We start from the raw sequence: 21,728 nt of genomic DNA, 5'->3' as shown, positions 1-21,728 counted from the left end.
AGCGCAGGGTCTCGCCGAGCGGGATATCCCCGATTATGTCGTTCCCGACGGCACGTCGAAGATCACCTTCACGCGCGTGCCCAAGCTCGACGAAGTGCCCTATCCGGTGAAGATGGAGCCCAACCTCGTCGTCGAATTCTACTCGCGCTAAGCGGTCTGAATCGAACGAGGCGATGAAGGCGATCCGCAGGGGTCGCCTTTTTCGTGTAGGAGACAGCGATGTTGCCCCCTCTGCCCGAATGGGCGCCGCATGAGGCGCTGTGGATCGGTTTTCCGTCCCACCGCGAACTGTGGGCCGAAGACCTCTCCCCGGCGCAGGCCGAGGTCGCGGCGTTCGCGCGCGCCATTTATGCCGAGGGGAAGGGCGAGCCGGTGTGGCTGGTTGCGGCTGACGAGACGGCCGCAAACGTCGCTTGCGAGCTCGCACCGTTTTCGCGCGTCATCGTCGAGCCCTTCGGCGACATCTGGCTGCGCGATACCGGCGCGATTGTCACCGGGTCGGGCAAGGCGCGCCATGCGCAGGGGTTCGGCTTCAATGGCTGGGGCGGGAAATACGATTTGCCTGGTGACGACAGCATCGGCCAGCGGCTCGCGGTCGAAGCGGAACTGTCATACGCCAAGGCCGACTGGATCCTTGAAGGCGGCGCGATCGACGGCGATGGTTCGGGGACGTTCATCACCACCGAGCAATGCCTCCTCAACCCCAACCGCAACCCGTCGCTAGCGCGCGGCGACATCGAACAGCGACTGGCCCGCGACCTCGGCGCGACGCGCGTGGTATGGCTCGGCGAGGGCCTCGCCGACGACCATACCGACGGCCATGTCGACAATCTCGCGCGGTTCGTCGCCCCGGGCTGCGTCGCCATTCCGACCGCCAGCCGCGACGACCCGAATCGCGCGATCTACATCGACGCCGCGCGGCGGCTCTCCGATGCCGGGCTGGACGTCGTTACCCTTCCGTCGCCTGGCCACGTCGAGCGCGACGGGGAGATCATGCCGGCAAGCTACATGAACTTCGTGATCGGCAACGCCGCCGTCGTCGTGCCGCTCTATGGCGCGCCGCTCGATGCCGCCGCCGTGGATGTCGTCCAGGGGCTGTTCCCCGATCGCAAGGCCGTGGGCCTTCGTGCCGACCACCTTCTCACCGGAGGCGGAAGCTTCCACTGCATCAGCCAGCAGGTGCCAAAATGAGCAAAATCACCGTCGCCGCGCTCCAACTCGCGTTCGGAGAGGACACAGCGCGCAACATCGCCAACGTCTCCGACTTCGTCCGCGAGGCGGCGGGCAAGGGCGCCCAAGTCGTCCTTCCGCCCGAGCTGTTCGAAGGTCCCTATTTCTGCCGAGTTCAGGATGAGGACCAGTTCGCCGCCGCCCGCGTCACTGCCGACCACCCCTCGGTCCTGGCGATGCAGAAACTCGCCGACGAGCTCAACCTGTGGATCCCGACCAGCTATTTCGAGCTCGACGGCCAGCATCATTACAACAGCCTCGCGATGATCGGCCCCGACGGCAAGGTCGCCGGTAATTACCGCAAGAGCCACATCCCCGATGGCCCCGGCTACGAAGAAAAATTCTATTTCCGCCCGGGCAATACCGGCTTCAAGGTGTGGCCCGCACTCGGGACTACGCTTGGCGTCGGCATCTGCTGGGACCAGTGGTATCCCGAGGTCGCGCGATCGATGATGCTGATGGGCGCGCAGATCCTGCTCTACCCTACCGCGATCGGCACCGAGCCCCACGACCCCGATCTCGACACCTCGCGGCTGTGGCGCAGGGCAATGATCGGCCACGCCGTGTCGAACGTCGTGCCCGTTGTGGCGGCGAACCGGATCGGGGTGGAAGGCGCCCAGCGCTTCTACGGCCACAGCTTCATCTGCGACGAACGCGGCGACATGCTGGCCGAATTCGGCGCGGAGGAGACCGGCGTGTTAGTCGCGGAGCTAGACCTCGACCTGGCGGTGAAACACCGTGCGGCGTTCGGCTTCTTCAGGGACCGGCGACCGGAACTTTACGGGCGGTTGGTTGAAGATAGGTGATTGCTCTTCGCTTTCAGCGTCACTAGCCTCGCGGCAAATACGGGGGGCGATAATGAGTAACTACGTCGAAAGAACACTTCTTCCAGGCGAGCAGATCGTAGCTTCTGCTCGACCGCACTGGGCAATCTTTGTCGGACCCGGTCTCGTCGTCGGCTTCGGTCTTCTGGTCTCGAAGGCGGGAGGAATCTTTATTGTTGCCGGAATTGTTTGGGCTATTTTCAGATACCTCGTTTTCAACGGCACCGAATTGGCAGTTACGAATAAACGCGTGGTCGCGAAGTCGGGCATTGTTCGCAGGAATGTGGTGGACGTAGCTTTGACGAAGGTCGAAGGAATTACTTACCATCAGGGAATTATGGGCCGGATGTTTGGCTACGGCTCCATCCTCGTCCGTGGGACCGGTGTTGGCCAAGTTCCCATCCCATTCATTGCGGAACCCGAACTCTTCAAACATGAAGTTGGTCAGCTGCTCTACGCATCTTAATCGCCTTTTCAAAAACCCCCTCGAACATCGCCGCGTCCAGCCGTCGCGTGTTCTGATTGTAGCGCGAGCAGTGGTAGCTTGACAGCAGCGTCACTGCCCTCGCCCGATGCTCCGCGCCATGCGCGAACTTGGTCTCGCTTGGCTTGAGCCCCAGCGCGCGGGCGGCGGCGACGTGGGCGATCTGGCCGAGCGCGATGATCACCCGCACCTTGGGCAGCGCGGCGAGGGACGCCTCGAGGAACGGGCGGCATTGGGCGATCTCGGCGGGTTCGGGCTTGTTCGCTGGCGGCAGGCACTTGACCGCGTTGAGGATCACCGCTCCCTTGAGCCGCAGTCCGTCACCCCGAGCGGCGGCGAACTCGCCCTCGCTCAAACCGAACTTGGCGAGCGTTGCGTAAAGCAATTCCCCCGCAAAATCCCCGGTGAACGGTCGCCCCGTCCGGTTCGCGCCATGCTTGCCCGGCGCGAGGCCGACGATCGCCAGCCACGCCTCGGGGTCCCCGAACGCTGGCACCGGCGCGTTCCACCAGTCGGGATGCTCGCCACGCAGTTCCTCGCGAAACGCCACTAACCGAGGACATAACGGACAATCGCGCGGTGCTTCGGTGGAGGGCACCGGAGACAGGTCGGCGGGACTGGCGCAAAACATCGCTCCCTCGTAGGCGAGGCTGCGTGCCGCATGCAAACCACCTCTACGCCATCGCGATCGGCTCGAACCGCCCGCATGGCCGCCACGGGCGCCCCCCTGCAGTCATTGCCGCAGCCATCGCCCGCCTCGATGAAGCATTCGCCCTGTTCGATGCGTCTCCGATCATGCTCAACCGCGCGACCGGAGGCGCGGGGCGCGACTTTGCCAATGCCGCCGCCTTGGTTGAAACTCCGCTCGATCCCACTGCCCTGCTTGCCCAACTGAAGGCGATCGAGCACGACTTCGGCCGCCGCACCGGCCGCCGCTGGGGCCCGCGCGTGCTGGATCTCGACATCGTCGCGTGGAGCGGGGGCAAATTCGACTCACGCCACCTCACCATCCCCCACCGCCGCCTCGCCATCCGCGACTTCGTCCTAACTCCCCTGGCCTTCATCGCACCCAATTGGCGGCTGATCGGTTCGTTGACGACGCGTCATCTCGCCGCGCGCCTTGCCCGCCCGGCCCCGGCCCGCTAACGGCTTCCCCGCGTGGGCCCTTAGCTCAGTTGGTAGAGCACGTGACTTTTAATCACTAGGTCGCTGGTTCGAACCCAGCAGGGCTCACGCCTTCGTTTCGCGCCGCGGGGTCCGGGACATCTGCTCCGCATTGACGCCTCCTGACTACATTGAGGAACGCCGCAATGAAGATCACCGCCGCCGTGCTCGATCGCTCGGGTGACAATGCGCGACCTTACGGCGCGCATCGGCCGCTGCGGCTGGTCCAGCTCAACCTCGACGATCCACGTCCCGGCGAATTGCTGATCCGGATCGACGCGGCGGGGCTGTGCCACTCGGACTTGTCGGTGGTGAACGGCGACCGGCAGCGACCGATGCCGATGGCATTGGGACATGAGGCCACCGGGGTTATCGAGGCGCTCGGCTCGATGGACGATCCGCAGTTTGCGGTGGGCGACCGCGTCGTTCTCGCTTTCCTTCCGGCGTGCGGTGAATGTGTTCGCTGCCAATCCGGAGAGGGTTATATGTGTCCCAATGGCGCCGCGGCGAATGGCGAGGGACGGATGCTTCGTGGTGGCTATCGATTGCACGGCGAGGATGGCGCAGACGTCCACCATCACCTCGGCGTGTCGGCCTTCGCCACCCACGCGGTGGTCGATCGGCGCTCGGCGGTAAAAGTCGATAGCAACGTGCCCCCCGAAATCGCGGCGCTGTTTGGCTGCGCGGTGCTGACCGGGGTCGGTGCGGTCATGAACAGCGCGGCACTTCGGCCCGGCGAAAGCGTGATCATCTTTGGGCTCGGGGGGGTCGGGCTCGCCGCACTGCTCGGTGTCTTCGCCAGCGGCGGCGTACCGGTCCTCGCGATCGAACCGGTCGCCGAAAAGCGCGCCATCGCCGAAGGACTTGGCGCAATCGCGGTCGGACCTGAAGCGGCGGCCGAGGCGATCGCGAAGCATATTCCGGGCGGCGCCGACGTCGTGATTGAAACAGTCGGGCGCGCAACTGTACTCGCCGACGCCTATCGCGCGGGCCGCAGGGGATCTCGAATCGTCACCGTCGGCCTGCCCAACCCGGCCGAAATTCTGTCGATTCCCGCGGTGTCGCTGGTTGTTGAGGGCAAGACACTGATCGGCAGCTACATGGGGTCCTCAATTCCGGCGCGCGACATTCCACGCTATATCGCCTTGTGGCGCGCAGGCCGGTTACCGGTCGAGAGATTGCTCACGTCGGTGAGTCCATTGCGCGACATCAACTCCCTACTCGACAGGCTCGCGGACGGGAGCGCCGTGCGACAGATCGTCCAGCCGTGAGACTGGGTTGCTGTGGACCGTTCGCGCTCGGCCCAGCCCTCCATTTGCCTCACTTCAAGCTTAGGTTCAGGGACAGGGCGACAAAGCTGCCCAACGTCACTATACGACGGCTTCGCGACAGCAGAGATCGGCCGCTCCCATGCTCACGACAAGCCCCTTCGACGACGACAAGCTGCGCGAAGAGTGCGGCATTTTCGGCATCTGGGGCGCCGATGACGCCGCTAGCTTCGTCGCGCTCGGGCTTCACGCGCTCCAGCACCGCGGGCAGGAAGCCGCCGGCATCAGCAGCTACGACGGCAAGCAGTTTCACACCCACCGCGCGATGGGCCACGTCGCGGGCAATTTCGACAAGGACGAAACCATCCGCCCGCTCGCCGGCCGCACTGCGATCGGACATGTCCGTTATTCGACCACCGGCGAGACCGCGCTGCGCAACGTCCAACCGCTCTACGCCGACCTCAACGAGGGCGGGTTCGCGGTCGCGCATAACGGCAACATTTCCAACGCGATGACGATCAAGCGCGCGCTGATCCGGCGCGGCTCGATCTTCCAGTCGACCAGCGACACCGAGGTCATCATCCACCTCACCGCGACCTCGTCCTACACCACCCCGCTCGACCGGCTAATCGACGCGCTTCGCCAGGTCGAGGGTGCCTATTCGCTGCTTGTCCTTACCGAACAAGGGCTCGTCGCGTGCCGCGATCCGCTCGGCATCCGGCCGCTGGTGATGGGCAAGATCGGCGACTCGATCGTGTTCGCATCGGAAACCGTCGGCCTCGACGTTATCGGCGCGAACTATTTGCGCGACGTCGAACCGGGCGAACTGATCCTCGTCGACGACAGCGGAGAGCGCAGCTTCCGCCCGTTTACCCCCGCCCGGCCCCGCCCGTGCATTTTCGAACATGTCTATTTCTCGCGCCCCGACAGCGTTGCCGAGGGCCAATCGGTCTATGAAGTGCGCAAGAACATAGGCGCCGAACTGTCGCGCGAAAGCCCGATCGAGTGTGATTACGTCGTCCCTGTGCCCGACTCAGGCGTTCCCGCCGCGATCGGTTTTTCGCAGGCCTCGGGCATCCCGTTCGAACTTGGGATCATTCGCTCGCATTATGTCGGGAGGACCTTCATCCAGCCCAACGACGGGGTTCGTCATCTTGGCGTCAAGCTCAAGCACAACGCCAATTCGGCGCTGATCCGCGGCAAGAGCATCGTTCTCATCGACGATTCGATCGTCCGAGGCACAACCAGCCTCAAAATTGTCCAGATGATGCGCGACGCTGGCGCCAGCGAAGTGCACATGCGCATCGCCTCGCCGCCAACCCGCCACAGCTGCTTTTACGGCGTCGACACCCCCGAGCGCTCGAAGCTGCTCGCGGCGCAGATGAACGTCAGCGAGATGGCCGACTACATCAACGCCGACAGCCTCGCCTTCATCTCTCTCGAAGGCCTCTATCGCGCGCTCGGCAGCGAACGCGATGCGCGCGCGCCGCAACGGTGCGACGCCTGCTTCTCGGGCGAGTATCCGACCAGCCTCACCGACATGAACGAAGAAGGCCATCCGCGCCTCGCGCTCGTCGCCAGTCGCTAATGACGCCCTGATGAAACAGGAGAAGCCGTTCGCGGGGAAGCTCGCACTTGTTACCGGTGCTAGCCGCGGGATCGGTGCGGCGACCGCCGAAGCGCTGGCATTGGCGGGCGCGCACGTCGTCCTCGTTGCGCGCACGGCCAAGGCGCTCGAGGACGTCGAGGAACGGATTCATGCGGCGGGCGGAAGCGCAACCATTGCGCCGCTCGACCTGACCGACACGGCGGCAATCGCCAAGCTAGCGGCGGCAATCGGCGAGCGGTGGACCACGCTGGACGTGCTGGTGCTCAACGCGGCAATGCTCGGGTCGCTGACGCCGGTCGAGCATATCGACAGCGCCGAGTTCGGGCGACTGCTCCAACTCAACCTCGTCGCCAACCAGGCGCTGATCGCGGCCTTCGACCCGTTGTTGCGGGGTGCGGAGAAGGCCGACGTGGTTGCGGTGACGAGCTCGGTCGGAGCGAAGCCGCGCGCCTTCTGGGGGGCGTATGGGGCGTCGAAGGCGGCGCTCGAGGCGCTGCTCGGGGCCTACGCCGACGAGACCGCACACGCCGGCCGGATCCGGGTGCACATCGTCGATCCCGGGGCGACGCGGACCCGGATGCGGCAGCTCGCCTTTCCCGGCGAGGAACCCGACACCGTCAAGCCTCCCGAGACAGTCGCGGCGGCGATTCTCGACCGACTGCTCGGCGACGCTCTGACCGGCGGGCGAATGCGCGTCGAGGCCTAGGCCTTCACCATCGTCACCTGAGCGACGTCGATCCCACGGCCGCGGAAGCCGCCCTCGCAGTACATCAGATAGTAGCGCCACAGGCGGTGGAAGCGGTCATCGAAGCCGGGCAGACGACCGTCGGCGATGGCGCGGTCGTAGCGTTCGCGCCACCGGCGAAGCGTCTCGGCATAGTCGAGGCCGAAGCCGTCGCGATCCTCCCATGACAGCCCGCGCTCGTCGGCAAGTTCGGCGAAGCGGGGTTCGTCGAGCAGCATTCCGCCGGGGAAGATGTAGGCCTGGATGAAGTCGGCGCTGGCGGCGTAGCGGTCGAACAGGCGGTGGTCGATGCTGATGAACTGAAGCGCCGCGCGGCCGCCGGGGCGCAGGCTTCGAGCGACCGTATCGAGATAGGCTGGCCACCAGCGCACGCCGACCGCCTCGACCATTTCGACCGAGGCGACCGCGTCATAGTGGCCGGTGATGGCGCGATAGTCCTGAAGACGAAGGTCGATGCGGTCGCTGAGGCCAGCGTCGGCGATGCGCTGGTCGGCCCAGGCTTTCTGCTCGGTCGAAAGGGTCACGCCGGTGACCTGCGCGCCGCGCTTCGCCGCCTCGATCGCGAGGCTGCCCCAGCCGCAGCCGATCTCGAGCAGGCGGTCGCCGGGCCTGAGGTCGAGACGGTCGAGGAGGGTGTCGATCTTGCGCGCCTGGGCGGCCTCGAGGGTATCGCCGGGGGCGAAGCGGGCGGCGCTATAGGTCATCCCCTCGTCGAGCCACGCCGCGTAGAAGTCGTTGCCGAGGTCGTAGTGAGCGGCGATGTTGTCGCGCGCCTTGCCCGGGGCGTTGTCGCGCAGGCGGTGGACAAGGGCGTTGACCCAGCGCGCCGGCCCTTTGGCGCGGGCCGCGTCGCCCAGCGTCAGCGCATTGGCCATGAACAGCTCGGCAAGCGCGACCGGGTCGGGCGAGGACCATTCGCCGCGCTCCCAGGCCTTGTACCAGCCGACCGACCCCGAGGTCGCGACGCGGACCAGCGCCATCCAGCTGTGGAGGTCGACGATCGCCACCGGGCCGGGCGCGTGGAAGCCGACGCGGCGCGCGGTGCCGTCGGGGATGGTCCCGTCGATCCCGCCGATGCGGATCCGCTCGTGAAGCTGGTTGACCAGCCGGGCGAACAGCGGCGCGACGGCGCGCGCGACGAGGCCGCCACCGGTGGCGAAGCGCTTGTCGGCGCTGAGCAGATGCTGTCCGCGCGTGGCCATCGCTGGGGCTGTGCTAGCCGATGCGGCCCAAGGCAAGCGCGGGGTCTTTGTTGTCGCGCCCTGCGGCGAGGGCGCTTAGGGCTCTTTCCCGTGCTTCCTTGTGGCCGATCAGCGGTTGCGGATAGCTCGCCGGGCGGAAGACGGGGTCGTGGATGTCGGCGTCGGCAAGGTCGGCAAGTTCCGGCACCCACTGGCGGATGTAGCCGGCGGCGTCGAACTTGGCCGACTGCGACAGCGGCGCCATGATCCGCGCGAACGGCGACGAGTCGCTCCCCGTTCCCGCGATCCACTGCCAGTTGAGGCTGTTGTTGCCGAGATCGGCGTCGACCAGCGTATCCCAATACCACGCCGCGCCGCGCCGCCAGTCGATGAGCAGGTGCTTCACGCAGAAGGAGGCGGCGATCATTCTGACGCGATTGTGCATCCAGCCAGTCGCCCACATCTGGCGCATCCCGGCATCGACGATCGGGTAGCCCGTACGACCGCGAGTCCAGGCGGCGAAGTCGGCCTCGGCCTCGGGACCGTAGCGCCAGCGGGGATCGGGGCGAATTGATACGGACGGGAGTTGCGGCTGACCGAGGAGGGCCGAGCGGGAGAAATCGCGCCAGGCGAGCTCCTTGAGGAACTTGGCGGCTGACGGCGGGCCGGCGAGCCTGTGCCACACGGTGCGTGCGCTGATCTCGCCATGGTGAAGGTGGGGCGACAGGCGGCTGGTTCCATCGACCGAGGGGAGGTCGCGGCGAGTGGCGTAGTCGGCGACTTCATCGGTGAAGGCGGCCAGGTGCGCAGCGGCGCCCTGCTCGCCCGGATGCCAATCGGTGAAGCCGGTGGACCAGTCGGGGCGGGTGGGGAGGAGATCCCAGTCTTCGAGCTTGTCCGAAATGGCGGGGGCCGGCGGGGGGACGATGCGGGTCGGCGCGGGCTCCGGCTTTGGCGGGGGCAGTTGTTCGGTCAGGGCTCGATAGAAGGGGCCATAGACCTTGAAGGGCGTTCCGGCGCCGGTCCGCACCTGCTCGGCCGCGATGAGGGTGTCGCCGTCGTGAAGGGTCAAGCGGTCACCAAGCGCGGCGTCGGCAGCGCGCCAGTGCGGCTCGTAGTGGCGGGTGGCGTGAATGCTCGCCGCGCCAATCTCGTGCGCTACCGCGGATACGGTCGCAGCGGCGGGGCCGCGCCGCAGGATGAGGTGGCCGCCGATTGCCTCGAGGCTGGCAGCGAGGCTGGCGAGGCTGTGGTGAAGCCACCAGCGCTGCGCCCCGCCGATGCGCCACTCGCCCGGCGCGTCGTCATCGAGGACGTAGAGGCAGGCGGTCGGACCAGCCTCGATCGCGGCGAGCAAGGCGGGGTTGTCAGCGAGGCGGAGGTCCTGGCGGAACCAGTGGAGGGATGTCATACAAGCCAAGCGCCCTATTCGGCCCGCGGTTCCTTCTCGACCTGCCAGCTCTGGCCCTTGGCGACGAGCGCCTGGAGGTCGACTTTCTTGCCTTCGCTGACCGCCCTGTTCTGCTCGATCACGGCGCTTTCGAAGGTCGGAGCGGGGTCTTCGTAGATGACGCCAAGCGCGACCGGGAAGCCGGCGGTGGCGGGCATTTCGATAAGGAGTTGGGCGAGCGTGCGGTTTTTCAAGTCGTGGACGAGGACCGCGGGGTCGGTCGCGTCGACGATGGTGAGGGCCATGCGGTCGCGGTCGAATGACAGGCCCTTGGTGCCGCCGCTAAAGATCATCTTCTCGCCCGCTTTCAGCCACAACTGGCGCTCGCTGGCGAATTCCTTGGCGGTGAAGCTGGCGAAGACGTCGTCGTTATAGACGACGCAATTCTGGAAGATCTCGACGAAGCTCGCGCCCTTGTGGGCGTGGGCGGCCTTGAGCACGTCGGGGAGCGCCTTGTGGACGTCGATTGCGCGGGCGATGAAGCGTGCGCCGGCGCCGAGCGCGAAGCTGCATGGATTGGCGGGGCGGTCGACCGAGCCGAACGGGGTCGAGGGCGAGCGCGTGCCGATCCGGCTGGTGGGCGAATATTGGCCCTTGGTCAGGCCGTAAATCTCGTTGTTGAACAGCAGGAACTGGCAGTCGAGGTTGCGGCGCAACAAGTGCATCGTATGGTTGCCACCGATACTGAGTGCGTCGCCGTCGCCGGTGATGATCCACACGTCGAGTTCGGGATTGGCGAGCTTGACCCCGGTCGCGACGGCCGGAGCGCGACCGTGGATGGTGTGGAAGCCGTAGCTCGCCATGTAGTAGGGAAAGCGGCTGGAGCAGCCGATGCCGCTGACGAATACGGTGTTTTCGCGCGCGACGCCGAGGTCGGGCATGGTCCGCTGGACGGCTTTCAATACGGCATAGTCGCCGCAGCCGGGGCACCAGCGCACTTCCTGGTCGGAGGCCCAGTCCTTGGCGGTGGTCGAAGGAATGATCTTCGTGATCTCGTTCATGGCTTCAACCGACCTTGTTGAGATAATAGAGGATGAGCAGGATGAGCCCGAGCATCATGATCAGCGGTACGGGATTGATCTGTTTCATGCGCTGAACTCCGGCGAATGTTCCCAATGTTCGCGGTGACGTGGGCTCGGAATGGCGCGCTTGTTCATCGCAGCATCGCCTCGATCGCGTCCTCGATCTCGACGATGCGGAACGGTTGGCCGCTGACCTTGTTGAGCGGCTTCGCATCGACAAGGAAGGCGTCGCGCAGGATGGTCTTGAGCTGCCCGGTGTTCATCTCGGGGACGAGGATATGCTCATAACCATGTAATAGGACAGACAAATTTTTGGGCATGGGCGCGATGTGGCGGATGTGGATGTGGGCGACGTCGAGGCCCTTTGCCCGGGCACGGCGGACCGCCTGGTGGATCGGGCCGTAGGTCGAGCCCCAGCCGACCACCGCGAGCTTGCCGCCCGAATTGCCGAGCGTAATCTCCTGGTCGGGGATCGAGTCGGCGATGCCCGCGACCTTGGCGACGCGAACGCGGGTCATTTCGGCATGGGCTTCGGCGGAGTAATCGATGTTGCCCGACCCTGGCGCCTTCTCGATCCCGCCGATGCGATGTTCGAGCCCGGGGGTGCCGGGTTTGATCCACGGGCGGACGAGCTCGGCGTTGCGGGCGTAGGGCATGACCCCCTCGCCTTGCGCCGGCGGGTCGGTGTGGAACGCGACCGGGAACGGCGCGTAGCCCGACATGTCGGGGACTTTCCACGGCTCGGCGGCGTTGGCGATATAGCCGTCGGACAGGAGCAGGACGGGGGTCATGTAGCGCACCGCGATACGGCACGCCTCGATCGCGCAGTCGAACGCGTCGGACGGCGAGCGCGCGGCGATGACCGGAATCGGGGCGTCGCCGTTGCGGCCATAGACTGCCTGGTAGAGGTCGGACTGCTCGGTCTTGGTGGGAAGCCCGGTCGACGGGCCCCCGCGCTGTGAATTGACGATCACGAGCGGCAGTTCGGTGATGAAGGCGAGGCCCATCGCTTCGCCCTTGAGCGCGATGCCGGGGCCCGAGGAGGAGGTGATGCCGAGGTGGCCGGTGTAGCTCGCGCCGATCGCCGAACAGATCGCGGCGATTTCGTCCTCCGCCTGGAAGGTGGTGATGCCATATTCTTTCAGGCGGCTGAGGTGATGAAGCAGCGGGCTGGCGGGGGTGATCGGATAGGAGCCGAAGAACATCGGCAGGCCCGCCAGCTGGGCGCCGGCGACGAGGCCGATGGCGAGCGCTTCGGCGCCGGTGACGGTGCGGTAAAGGCCGGGCTCGGCTGGGGCGGCGGCGATGTGGCGCTGGCGGACTGAAGCGCCGATCTCGACCGTTTCACCATAGGCGTGGCCGGCATTCAAGGCGGCGATGTTGGCTTCGGCGAGGGTCGGGGCCTTGGCGAACTTGGTGTTGAGCCAGTCGACGATCGGAGCGCGGTCGCGGTCGAACATCCACAGCGCGAGGCCGAGCGTCCACATGTTCTTGCAGCGCAGCGCTTCCTTGTTGCCGAGGCCGAACGGCTTGACCGCGTCCATCGTCAACTGGGATATGTTGAACTTGACGAGCTGCCAGCGGGCGAGACTGTCGTCCTCGAGCGGATTGGCGTCATAGCCCGCCTTGGCGAGGTTGCGCGCCGTGAACTCGCCTTCGTCGGCGATGATCAGGCCGCCGTCGCGAAGCGCCTGGACGTTGGTCTTGAGCGCCGCCGGGTTCATCGCGACGAGCACGTCGGGCTGGTCGCCGGCGGTATCGATCGCGGTCGAGCCAAAGTTGATCTGGAACGCCGAGACGCCGAACGTCGTCCCCTGCGGTGCGCGGATCTCGGCCGGGAAATCGGGGAAAGTGGCGAGGTCGTTACCGGCAAGCGCGGTCGACAAGGTGAACTGCCCGCCGGTGAGCTGCATGCCGTCGCCGCTGTCACCGGCGAAACGGACCACGACCGCTTCGGGGTTCGGGTGGGCATTCGCCTCTTCGGGCGTCAAAAGGTGCGTCGCCGACGCCATGCGGACTTCCTCGAAAATGACTGTCCCGAGGCACTTTAGGCGCGTGCGGCCGCAGGTTCCAGCGTTAAGCCACTTGGACCCCAAGGACGCAGCCTTTATGCGCCATCAACCGGCAGAGGAGTATTTGTGACCGAACCTTTCACCCGTCCCGACGTAAAAATCCTCCTTGGGATGATGGCAGCATCGGGGCAGCCGCCGATCCACGAGATGACGCCGGTCGAAGCGCGGGCGATGCGCAAGGCGTCGAGGGTCGAGACCGAACCGCCGGTCGGCGAGCTTGGGGTCATACGCGACCTCATCTGTCCCGGACCGGCGGGCGACATTCCGCTGCGGCTATTCGATCCGCGCGCCGATCGCGGGCCGGGCGACGTGATCGTCTTCACGCATGGAGGAGGGTTCGTGTTCGGCGACCTCGACAGCCATGCCTCGCTGTGCGCCGAGATTGCGCGAACGATGGACTTGCCGGTGATCGCGGTCGACTATCGGCTCGCGCCCGAGGCGCCCTTCCCAGCCGCGCCTGATGATTCGATCGTGGCGGCGCGGTGGATCGCGGCTAACGGCGTGGCAACCGGGCGCGAGGCGAAGCGGCTCATCGTCATGGGCGACAGCGCCGGCGCGAACCTCGCGATCGTCACCGCCAGCGCGCTTCGCGACGATCCCGCGGCGGTCCCGGTGGCGGCCCAATGCTTGATCTACCCGGTAACCGAGACGTGCCGCGACGAGGGCAGCGGGCGGGAGTTTGGCGATGGTTATTTCCTGACGCGCGACGGGATGGACTGGTTCGATTCGCATTATCGCGCACCCGACGATGACCGGCGCCGCAATCCGATCGTGGCAGGGCTGGCAGGAATGCCGCCGACGGTGATCATGACCGCGAGCCTCGACCCGCTGCGCGACCAGGGCCGCGCGCTTGCCAGCGAAATCGCAAAGGCCGGGGGCGACGTCGTATATCTGGAGGCCAGCGGCACGATCCACGGCTTCTGGTCGCTCCGCAAGCTACTGCCGTCGTCGGCGTCGGACGTGGCACGGTGCCTGGCGCATCTCAACCTGATGATCGCGGCATGAGCGACGATCATCTCTATCGCCGCGGCGTGGGCGTGATGCTGCTCAACGCCGAGGGGTTGGTGTGGGTTGGCCGGCGGATCGATTACACCGACGAGGCGTGGCAAATGCCGCAGGGCGGGATGGACAAGGGCGAAGCGCCTTGGGACACCGCGCTAAGGGAGCTCGAGGAAGAAACGGGTATCGCGCCGCACCTCGTCGAGCGGATCGCGGATTGCCCGGAGCAGCTTCGCTATGATTTGCCGCCCGAATTGCGCAGCAGCTTGTGGAAGGGGAAGTGGAAGGGGCAGTTGCAGGACTGGTACCTGTGCCGCTTCCTTGGGCACGATCGTGATGTCGACATTGCGACCAAGCATCCCGAGTTCAACGACTGGAAATGGGTTGAGCCGCGGTTGCTGCCCGACCTGATCGTGCCGTTCAAGCGCGACCTGTATCGCGATTTGCTGCGGCATTTCGGGGTGCATTTCTAAGCGGGTGTGGCGTTGCCGGGCTCGGCGCGGTAGAGTGTGCGCATGGGGCAATTATCTGCAATCGAAAGGGCCGCAGTCGAGGCTGCGGGGGCGGCGCCGATGCTGGCTCAGGTCGAGGCGTGGGCCGGGATCAATTCGGGGTCGCGCAATCTGGAGGGGCTGGGCGATGTCGCCGCCTTGTTGAGCGATGCGTTTGCGGGATTGCCGGGGGAGCTCCTGTTTCGCGAGGCGGCGCCGGTCGAAGCGGTCGATGCGTCGGGCAAGGCTTATCCGATCGAGCATGGACGGAACTTGCATTTGGTGGTGCGGCCCAAGGCGCCGGTGCAGCTTTTGCTGACCGGGCACATGGATACGGTGTTCGGGATCGATCACGCGTTCCAGTCGCTGACCTGGCGCGAGGACGGGGTGCTCGGCGGGCCGGGAGTTGCCGACATGAAGGGCGGAATTGCGGTGATGCTCGCGGCACTGGAGGCGGTCGAGGCGAGCCCGCTGGCCGGGCGACTAGGCTATGAAGTGGTAATAAATTCCGACGAGGAAGTCGGCTCGCCGGGATCGGCGGCGCTGATCGCCAAGGCGGCGCAGGGCAAGCGCGCGGCGCTGACCTATGAGCCCGCCGCGCTGCCCGACGGGACGCTCGCCGGGGCGCGTCCGGGGAGCGGGAATTTCTCATTCGTGATCGCGGGGCGGTCGGCGCATGCCGGGCGCAATCCCGAAGACGGGCGCAACGCGGTGGTCGCGGCGGCGGACCTCGCGCTGCGGCTGGCCAAGGCCAAGGGGCCGCGGCTGTCGGTCAATGTGGCCAAGGTCGATGGCGGCGGCCCGAACAATGTCGTGCCCGACAGCGCGGTGCTGCGGGTCAATATGCGCCCGGCGACGGTCGAGGACCAGACGCGGGCGCATTCACTGATCGATGCGGCGGTGGCCATGGTCGCCGCCGAGCATGGCGTGGCGATCCATGTGCACGGCAGCTTTGCGCGGCCGCCCAAGCCGATGACTCCGGCCGCCGAGCAATTGTTCGGACTGGTCAAACGGGCCGGCGCCGACCTTGGCCAGGCGATTGCGTGGCAGCCGACGGGCGGGGTGTGCGACGGCAATAATATCGCCGCGTGCGGCGTGCCGGTGATCGACACGATGGGGGTGCGCGGTGGGAAAATTCATTCGATGGAGGAATATCTGATTGTCGAGAGCCTGGCCGAGCGTGCGGCCTTGTCGGCGCTGACCTTGTTGCGGCTGGCGGGAGAGGCGGAATGAACCCGTCGTTTCGAGTCCGTCCGGCGCGAGGCGAGGACTTCGCCGCAGTCTATGAGATGGCCAAGCTGACCGGGGGTGGGTTCACCAACCTGCCCGCCGACAAGGCGACTCTGGCCGGCAAGATCGCGATGTCCGACGAGAGTTTCGCGCGCGACGAGGAGGAGCAACGCGGCGACCTGTACCTGTTCATGCTCGAGGACCCCGATCGCAAGATCATTCGCGGGACGTGTCAGGTATTCGGCGCGGTCGGGCTCGACCGGCAGTTTTACAGCTATCGGATGTCGACGCTGACCCAGCACAGCCAGGAGCTCGGCAAGATATTTCGCAACGAAACGCTGAACCTGTCGACCGATCTTGAGGGATCGTCGGAGGTCGGCGGGCTGTTCCTCCACCCGCATGAGCGCGCCGGTGGGCTCGGGCTGCTGCTCGCTCGGAGCCGGTATCTGTTCATCCGCGCGCATCGTCAGCGGTTCGGCGACTGCGTGCTGGCCGAGCTCCGCGGGGTGATGGACGAGAGCGGAAATTCGCCATTCTGGGATGCGCTGGCGGGGCGGTTCTTTGGCTTGAGTTTCCCCGAGGCCGATGCGTTCAACGCGGTCCACGGGACGCAATTTATCGCCGATTTGATGCCAAAGACGCCGATCTATACAGCGATGCTGCCCGACACGGCGCGCGCGGTGCTTGGGCACCCTCACCCCACTGGCCGCGCGGCGCTGCGCATGCTGGAGGGCGAGGGCTTCAAGTTCGACCGTTACATCGATATTTTCGACGGCGGACCGACAGTCACCGCCTCGACCGACCAGATCCAGACGATCCGCATGGCGCGCGACTTCACGGTCACCGCAATCGAGGAGGGCGGCTCGCATCAGGTGATCGCCGCGGCGGGCCGGCTGAAGAACTTCGCGGCCTGCTATGCCAGCATACGGCATGACGGGCCGGACGGCGCAGTGATCGATCCGCCTGCCGCCGACTTGCTCGGCATCGGGGTTGGCGACCGGTTCGCGGCGGTTGCGCGATGAGCGGTTTTGCTGCGCAGATTCGGGAAATCAACTTCGACGGGATCATCGGGCCGAGCCACAATTACGCCGGGCTGAGCCTCGGCAACCTCGCCTCGACGCGCAATGCCGGCGCGGTGTCGCAACCACGCGCGGCGGCGTTGCAGGGGCTCGACAAGATTCGCGCAAACCTTGCGCTAGGGCTGGCCCAGGGGGTGTTCGTGCCGCAGCCGCGGCCGGCGCGTACCTGGCTCGGCGAACTTGGAACGACGATCGAAACGGCGGACGCGGAGCTTGCCGCCAACGCCATGTCGGCATCGTCGATGTGGGCAGCGAACGCGGCGACGGTCTCGCCGACGCCCGACACGGTCGATGGCAAATGCCACCTCACGGTCGCGAACCTGCGCACCATGCCACATCGCAGCCACGAGTGGCCGGCGACGCTGGCACAGCTGAAGGTGGCGTTCGCGCACGATGGTTTCGCGGTGCATGGGCCGGTACCGCCGGCGTTCGGCGACGAGGGCGCGGCCAATCACATGCGGCTGGCGGCGACGCATGGCCAGCCGGGGATCGAGCTGTTCGTCTATGGCGTGGCGGGCGGCCCCTACCCTGCCCGCCAGCATCTCGAGGCGTCGCGAGCGGTCGCGCGACTTCATCGGCTGAACCCGGCGCGGACCTTCTTCATCGAGCAGTCGGAGGAAGCGATCGCGGCCGGGGCGTTCCACAATGACGTCGTCGCAGTTGCCAACGGGCCGGTGCTGTTCGCCCATGAGAAGGCGTTTGCGCGGCGCGATGAGGTCGCCGAGCTGTGCGCGCGCAATGAGTTTGAGTTGGTCGAGGTGGCCGACGCCGAAGTGCCGCTGGCCGACGCGATCAAGTCTTACCTGTTCAACGCGCAGCTGGTGACGCTGCCGACCGACGAAATGACGCTGGTCGTGCCAAGCGAAGCGCGCGAGACGGCGTCGGTGTGGGCGTGGTTGCAGCGGCACCTGGCGTCGAACGGGGCGATCCGGCGGGTCGAGGTGGTCGACGTGCGCCAGTCGATGGCCAATGGCGGCGGGCCGGCATGCCTCAGGCTGCGCGTGGCGTGCGACCCGGCGGCGGTCGATCCGCGCTTCCTGGTCGATGACGCCAGGCTCGACCGGCTGGGCGAGGTGATCGGGCGACACTGGCCGGTCGAGATCGATGTCGCCGACCTGCAGCGGCCAAGCCTGATCGCAGCGGTCGAGGAAGCGCGGGCGGCCTTGCTCGATGCGCTCGAATTGGGCGAATTAGCGTCGGGTTAATTGACATTTAACCTACATGTTTAAGACCGAAACGGCGGAACCGCGCGTTTGGCACGACGTTTGCTTAACTAATGACGATGAGCACCCCCTGGAAGTCGCGCGTGAAGCGCCTGTTCACAATCAAGACGCGGTTCGAGGCGTTCCTGGTCATTTACGCAATCGCCGTCGGCGCGGTCGAGCGCGGCCACCATTATCTGGGCACCTATCCGGGATACGGCGGCTGGCTGCTCGCGGTCGCGTGCACCGGCGTGGTGTTCGTTGCGGGGGCCAAGCTGCTCGATTCGGTGAGGCCGCAGCCTGATCCGATCCGGATCGCGACGCGGTCGCGGCGTGACGTCAGTCGTAATCGACCCAGGTCACGCCCGCATCGTTTCGATTCAGGGTCAGCGATTTCACTTCGCAAAGATTGACCCCGCTCCACACCGCCTCGTGGCTGTCCTCGAGCGTCACCTTCACGTCGAACGCGCAATCCGGATCACTGAATGGCGAGGACGCGCGCGCGCCCTTGGGTGGCTTGGCCGGCGAGACCGCGAGCGGCTGCCAGCTCTGCGTGCCGGTGCGGCGGATATAGAGGTTGGAGATTGCCTGGCCGGTGTTGTTGACGAGGTTCATGCCCGCCGCCCCGCGCGCCGCGAGCACCGGTGCAGGGCTCAGCGCGAGCGCGGCCACAAGGACCAGCGCAACAGGGAGAGACGCCCGGTTCATGCCGCAACTATACTGATTCACGGGCAAGAAACAATTCGGCGGTTAAAAGCCAAGACGCGCGCCGGCTCCGCTCATCCGACGCGCGCTGGCACGAACCGGGCGAACCCGGCGTGCACCTGGTTTCCGTCAAGCAGCGTGGGCGGACGTGAATACCGGCCGGGTGCGCTGCATCGTGGTGAACATCGCGCCCTGGTGCCAGCTTTCCATCAGCGGCAGCGCGGTGGCGCAGAAGCCGCATTCGGCCAGCGTTCGTCCGACATACCAGTGAGTCCGCCCGCAACCGGGACAGTGATTGACTTCGTTATCGCGATAGACGGCGTGATAGCCGCGCTTGCTGGGATCGAATTCCCGGATTTCCGCAGTCGACATGGCCGTTTCCTCCACAGGATTTGACGGTTCAACGAGCGATGAGTCGTTAGGTTTCAGCGGTGATCCGTTTCGGGACCGCTGTCACCGCCGCGCAACAGCAGTGTCCCGTGGTGGGACACGCCGAAAACACCGCTTCTGCCTGTGGATATTAACCGGTCGTTAGGAAAACTGGCGCAGGTTTGCGTCCGGCAGAGTGGATGCCGGGAGGCGGCAGATGGAATCGGACCAGCGCTATTATCTTCGCAGGGCAGCGGAAGAACGTACCGCGGCGCTTCGTGCGATGACTCCCCAGGCGCGCGACTGGCACGCCAAGCTCGCCATCCAATTCGCCGACCGCGCCGCCCACTGCCCACCCCCGTCGGCGCAGGCGTTCGTGACGGTCGCACTGAGCGCCTGAACTTCCCCGCTTGGGATCTGAATTTTTCCGCTTGGGATAAGCCGCCAATCGCGAGCGACAGCGCCGATCCCTAATTGGCGCGCCCGGAACGATTCGAACGTCCGACCCTCAGATTCGTAGTCTGATGCTCAGTGCTCTTGTCAGCGAGACGAGGCCGCTCTTAGAATTATGCAAAGCCGCCACTGTTCCTTTCCTGTTCCTGCTTTGAGTTGCGCCGGGTTTCTGCTACCGTGCTTACTATAAGACGGCTAGAAAGCACGGACATGGCAGGTGGCAAGGTTACCAAGCGGGCAGTCGATGCGATCCGCCCTGGCTCGAAGGATGAATTCCTGTGGGACGAGGACCTGAGCGGTTTCGGGCTCAAGGTCACCCCGGCGGGCCGCAAGGTCTACCTTTTCCAATATAGGCTCGGTGGGCGCGGCGCTCCTACCCGGCGCGTGACGATCGGCGTGCACGGCAATCCCTGGACGCCTGCCGGTGCTCGGGATGAAGCCGAGCGGCTGCTGGTACTCGTGAAGCAGGGCAAAGACCCCGCCGCCGAAAAGGAAGAGCGGCGGCGCATGGCAACCGATCTGGCTTTCGATGGCTACGTTACAAAGTTCCTCACTGAATATGGCAAGCCGCACTGGCGCTCCGGAACCTACACTAACGCTGAAAGCGCGTTGCGGCGCTTCGTTACCCCGGCCCTGAAAAAGAAGGCACTCCCGCTGATAAGGCGCTCCGACATTTCGGCGATGTTCGATGCCTTGCCGTCCGCGAGTGTGGCCCTGCCTCGCAATGTCTTTGCGCTGGTCCGCAAGCTGTTCGCCTGGGCTGTCGAGCGTGGTGACATTGACCGCTCGCCGTTGGAAGGATTCAGGGGCCCGCCGGGCGCACCATCGCGCGATCGAGTGTTATCCGACGAAGAGTCGAAACTTGTGTGGATCGCGGCTTGCCAACTCGCTTATCCGTTCGGCTCGCTGGTCCAGTTCCTTATCGCGACGGGCCAGCGCCGCGAGGAGTGCGCCGCCATCAGCTGGGCCGAACTCAACCAGGCGCAGGCGGAATGGATGATCCCGGCCAGTCGGGCAAAGAACAACAGTGCCCACACTGTGCCGCTAAACGCTCTTGCGGTTGCGCTGCTCGATGCTCGCGGCAAGGACGGGAAGTGGCCCAAGAAGGGGCTGGTCTTCACAACCAACGGTGAAACCCCGGTGTCGGGTTACTCACGCGCCAAGGCTCGGCTCGACAAGCTGATTACCGAGGCGAACGACGACGAGCCCCTAGCGCCATGGCGGCTGCATGATCTGCGCCGCACACTCGCCACGGGCCTGCAGCGTCTCGGCGTTCGGTTCGAGGTGACGGAGGCGGTTCTAAACCACGTTTCGGGGTCGAAGTCTGGCGTTGCTGGCGTCTATCAGCGCCACGACTGGAAACAGGAGAAGCGCGACGCCCTCGATGCGTGGGCAGCGCATATCGACCGCATCTTGAATGGTGCGGACGTTACTAACGTGATTGCGCTTGCCGAGAGGCGAGCGTGAGAGACAAGGATGAATGGGGCAAACGCCTTAAAGTCGCGGCTGATGCGTTTTCTTCGGCACCAAATCACACCAGTCAGCTCGCGGCGCTTATGGCTTATCAAAATGAACTGACGCACGGTCTCGAGCAACTTTTCGGCCGAGATTCCATCATCGTAGCCCCCGCGAATGCCTTGTTCGTCGAGATAGATTTGTTGCTTGCCCGGCGGAAGTCGGAGTTGTTGAGGACCGCAAGCGACCGGCGCGGTACGCCCCTTAACTTCGCCGGACACCAACTGCGGATGCTGACCGCAATAGCACTCGATCTCTATCGGAGGGGCGGTCTCACCGGCGTCGAGCTTTTCACGAAAGTTGCATCAGACCTAACCCAAGCTGGGCACAGGATCCGCAACAGACGAATAAAAGCCGGCACAATCGAGGACTGGTCGCAAGAACTTCACCGTTTCGGAAAACTCAAAATCGCGCACGAGGAAGCGGTTGGAGTATTGGCCGGCATGCCCGACATCGTAGAAGTCACTTTTGCCGAGGCGGCGGTAAAGCGGTTTCTGGAGTCTTCGTAGCTATTTCCGTTAGTCCCCCCGTCGCAAACGGAGTCCTGCGTCTGCGACCTTGCCTCCTGTTAGCCGCGCCTTCGCGGCGTTAGCCGGGAGAGGGTAATGAACGAAGATCGATGGGTCGATACCGAAG

General features: G+C 65.5%; 22 protein-coding genes, 1 tRNA gene and 1 pseudogene. 17 read left to right on the top strand and 7 right to left on the bottom strand.

Annotated features, from left to right (window positions below):
• The 4 genes and pseudogenes from Q0R27_RS06670 to Q0R27_RS06655 all read left to right on the top strand — a co-directional run.
• Window positions 1–151, top strand: a pseudogene (locus tag Q0R27_RS06670) (30S ribosomal protein S4); the annotation flags it as partial.
• A gap of 68 nt (window positions 152–219) precedes the next feature.
• Window positions 220–1,191 (top strand): agmatine deiminase family protein, encoded by a 972-nt coding sequence (locus Q0R27_RS06665; RefSeq protein ID WP_293942624.1) that lies wholly within the window; start codon window positions 220–222, stop codon window positions 1,189–1,191.
• Window positions 1,188–2,036 carry an N-carbamoylputrescine amidase gene (gene aguB / locus Q0R27_RS06660; protein ID WP_293942622.1) on the top strand — a complete coding sequence of 283 codons (849 nt, stop codon included), beginning with the start codon at window positions 1,188–1,190 and terminating at the stop codon, window positions 2,034–2,036. The genes Q0R27_RS06665 and aguB overlap by 4 nt, the downstream gene beginning before the upstream one ends.
• 52 nt (window positions 2,037–2,088) lie before the next feature.
• A complete protein-coding gene (locus Q0R27_RS06655) occupies window positions 2,089–2,520 on the top strand; it encodes a PH domain-containing protein (protein ID WP_293942620.1) in 432 nt (143 codons plus the stop codon).
• On the opposite strand, the gene Q0R27_RS06650 is transcribed toward Q0R27_RS06655, so the two are convergent.
• Complete coding sequence (locus Q0R27_RS06650; RefSeq protein WP_293942619.1) at window positions 2,483–3,169, bottom strand: uracil-DNA glycosylase; 687 nt, start codon at window positions 3,167–3,169, stop codon at window positions 2,483–2,485. The genes Q0R27_RS06655 and Q0R27_RS06650 overlap by 38 nt on opposite strands.
• A gap of 23 nt (window positions 3,170–3,192) precedes the next feature.
• Here Q0R27_RS06650 and folK point away from each other — a divergent pair, with 23 nt between their 5' ends.
• The 5 genes from folK (at window position 3,193) to Q0R27_RS06625 (ending at window position 7,285) form a co-directional block, all read left to right on the top strand.
• A complete protein-coding gene (gene folK / locus Q0R27_RS06645; protein ID WP_293942617.1) occupies window positions 3,193–3,684 on the top strand; it encodes a 2-amino-4-hydroxy-6-hydroxymethyldihydropteridine diphosphokinase in 492 nt (163 codons plus the stop codon).
• A 14-nt stretch (window positions 3,685–3,698) separates the two neighbouring features.
• Window positions 3,699–3,771: transfer RNA gene (locus tag Q0R27_RS06640), tRNA-Lys, on the top strand.
• A gap of 77 nt (window positions 3,772–3,848) precedes the next feature.
• Window positions 3,849–4,973 carry an alcohol dehydrogenase catalytic domain-containing protein gene (locus Q0R27_RS06635; RefSeq protein WP_293942615.1) on the top strand — a complete coding sequence of 375 codons (1,125 nt, stop codon included), beginning with the start codon at window positions 3,849–3,851 and terminating at the stop codon, window positions 4,971–4,973.
• Between the two features lie 139 nt (window positions 4,974–5,112).
• On the top strand, window positions 5,113–6,558 hold the full coding sequence (gene purF / locus Q0R27_RS06630; protein WP_293942575.1) for an amidophosphoribosyltransferase: 1,446 nt from the start codon (window positions 5,113–5,115) through the stop codon (window positions 6,556–6,558).
• A 10-nt stretch (window positions 6,559–6,568) separates the two neighbouring features.
• Complete coding sequence (locus tag Q0R27_RS06625; RefSeq protein ID WP_293942573.1) at window positions 6,569–7,285, top strand: SDR family NAD(P)-dependent oxidoreductase; 717 nt, start codon at window positions 6,569–6,571, stop codon at window positions 7,283–7,285.
• Here Q0R27_RS06625 and Q0R27_RS06620 read toward each other — a convergent pair.
• From Q0R27_RS06620 to Q0R27_RS06605, 4 genes are all read right to left on the bottom strand, one after another.
• The gene (locus Q0R27_RS06620) at window positions 7,282–8,526 is read right to left on the bottom strand and encodes a cyclopropane-fatty-acyl-phospholipid synthase family protein (RefSeq protein WP_293942571.1); all 1,245 of its coding nucleotides are present in this window, start codon (window positions 8,524–8,526) and stop codon (window positions 7,282–7,284) included. The genes Q0R27_RS06625 and Q0R27_RS06620 overlap by 4 nt on opposite strands.
• Window positions 8,527–8,539: 13 nt before the next feature.
• The gene (locus Q0R27_RS06615) at window positions 8,540–9,916 is read right to left on the bottom strand and encodes a deoxyribodipyrimidine photo-lyase (RefSeq protein WP_293942569.1); all 1,377 of its coding nucleotides are present in this window, start codon (window positions 9,914–9,916) and stop codon (window positions 8,540–8,542) included.
• A gap of 14 nt (window positions 9,917–9,930) precedes the next feature.
• Window positions 9,931–10,956, bottom strand: a complete 1,026-nt coding sequence (locus tag Q0R27_RS06610; RefSeq protein ID WP_293942567.1) for a 2-oxoacid:ferredoxin oxidoreductase subunit beta — start codon at window positions 10,954–10,956, stop codon at window positions 9,931–9,933.
• A gap of 152 nt (window positions 10,957–11,108) precedes the next feature.
• Entirely contained in the window at window positions 11,109–12,989 is a 1,881-nt protein-coding gene (locus tag Q0R27_RS06605; protein ID WP_293942564.1) for a 2-oxoacid:acceptor oxidoreductase subunit alpha, read from the bottom strand.
• 126 nt (window positions 12,990–13,115) lie between these two features.
• Between Q0R27_RS06605 and Q0R27_RS06600 the strand changes: the two genes are divergently transcribed.
• Genes Q0R27_RS06600 through Q0R27_RS06580 form a run of 5 tightly spaced genes read left to right on the top strand, consistent with a single transcriptional unit; the run spans window position 13,116 to window position 18,053 of the window.
• Window positions 13,116–14,054: an alpha/beta hydrolase gene (locus tag Q0R27_RS06600; RefSeq protein WP_293942562.1), complete on the top strand. Its 939-nt coding sequence runs from the start codon at window positions 13,116–13,118 to the stop codon at window positions 14,052–14,054.
• Window positions 14,051–14,521 (top strand): RNA pyrophosphohydrolase, encoded by a 471-nt coding sequence (locus tag Q0R27_RS06595; protein ID WP_293942560.1) that lies wholly within the window; start codon window positions 14,051–14,053, stop codon window positions 14,519–14,521. Before Q0R27_RS06600 ends, Q0R27_RS06595 begins: the two co-directional genes overlap by 4 nt.
• Before the next feature lie 42 nt (window positions 14,522–14,563).
• A complete protein-coding gene (locus Q0R27_RS06590) occupies window positions 14,564–15,772 on the top strand; it encodes a hydrolase (RefSeq protein ID WP_293942558.1) in 1,209 nt (402 codons plus the stop codon).
• Window positions 15,769–16,791 (top strand): arginine N-succinyltransferase, encoded by a 1,023-nt coding sequence (locus Q0R27_RS06585; protein ID WP_293942556.1) that lies wholly within the window; start codon window positions 15,769–15,771, stop codon window positions 16,789–16,791. The genes Q0R27_RS06590 and Q0R27_RS06585 overlap by 4 nt, the downstream gene beginning before the upstream one ends.
• Window positions 16,788–18,053 carry an N-succinylarginine dihydrolase gene (locus tag Q0R27_RS06580; protein WP_293942554.1) on the top strand — a complete coding sequence of 422 codons (1,266 nt, stop codon included), beginning with the start codon at window positions 16,788–16,790 and terminating at the stop codon, window positions 18,051–18,053. Before Q0R27_RS06585 ends, Q0R27_RS06580 begins: the two co-directional genes overlap by 4 nt.
• A gap of 336 nt (window positions 18,054–18,389) precedes the next feature.
• Here the strand turns inward: Q0R27_RS06580 and Q0R27_RS06570 are convergent, their stop codons facing one another.
• Together Q0R27_RS06570 and Q0R27_RS06565 are read right to left on the bottom strand one after the other, a co-directional pair.
• Window positions 18,390–18,722, bottom strand: a complete 333-nt coding sequence (locus Q0R27_RS06570; RefSeq protein WP_293942552.1) for a hypothetical protein — start codon at window positions 18,720–18,722, stop codon at window positions 18,390–18,392.
• 162 nt (window positions 18,723–18,884) lie between these two features.
• The gene (locus tag Q0R27_RS06565) at window positions 18,885–19,127 is read right to left on the bottom strand and encodes a hypothetical protein (protein WP_293942550.1); all 243 of its coding nucleotides are present in this window, start codon (window positions 19,125–19,127) and stop codon (window positions 18,885–18,887) included.
• Between the two features lie 214 nt (window positions 19,128–19,341).
• On the opposite strand from Q0R27_RS06565, the gene Q0R27_RS06560 reads away from it, so the two are divergent.
• The 3 genes from Q0R27_RS06560 (at window position 19,342) to Q0R27_RS06550 (ending at window position 21,601) form a co-directional block, all read left to right on the top strand.
• On the top strand, window positions 19,342–19,524 hold the full coding sequence (locus tag Q0R27_RS06560) for a hypothetical protein (RefSeq protein ID WP_293942548.1): 183 nt from the start codon (window positions 19,342–19,344) through the stop codon (window positions 19,522–19,524).
• 263 nt (window positions 19,525–19,787) lie between these two features.
• Window positions 19,788–21,044 carry a site-specific integrase gene (locus tag Q0R27_RS06555; protein WP_293942546.1) on the top strand — a complete coding sequence of 419 codons (1,257 nt, stop codon included), beginning with the start codon at window positions 19,788–19,790 and terminating at the stop codon, window positions 21,042–21,044.
• Window positions 21,041–21,601 (top strand): hypothetical protein, encoded by a 561-nt coding sequence (locus Q0R27_RS06550; RefSeq protein ID WP_293942544.1) that lies wholly within the window; start codon window positions 21,041–21,043, stop codon window positions 21,599–21,601. Before Q0R27_RS06555 ends, Q0R27_RS06550 begins: the two co-directional genes overlap by 4 nt.
• Window positions 21,602–21,728 lie beyond the last annotated feature (127 nt).

It is taken from the genome of Sphingomonas sp. (assembly GCF_025362505.1).
GTDB lineage: Bacteria > Pseudomonadota > Alphaproteobacteria > Sphingomonadales > Sphingomonadaceae > Sphingomicrobium.
This window is presented reverse-complemented; position numbering and strand designations above follow the sequence as displayed.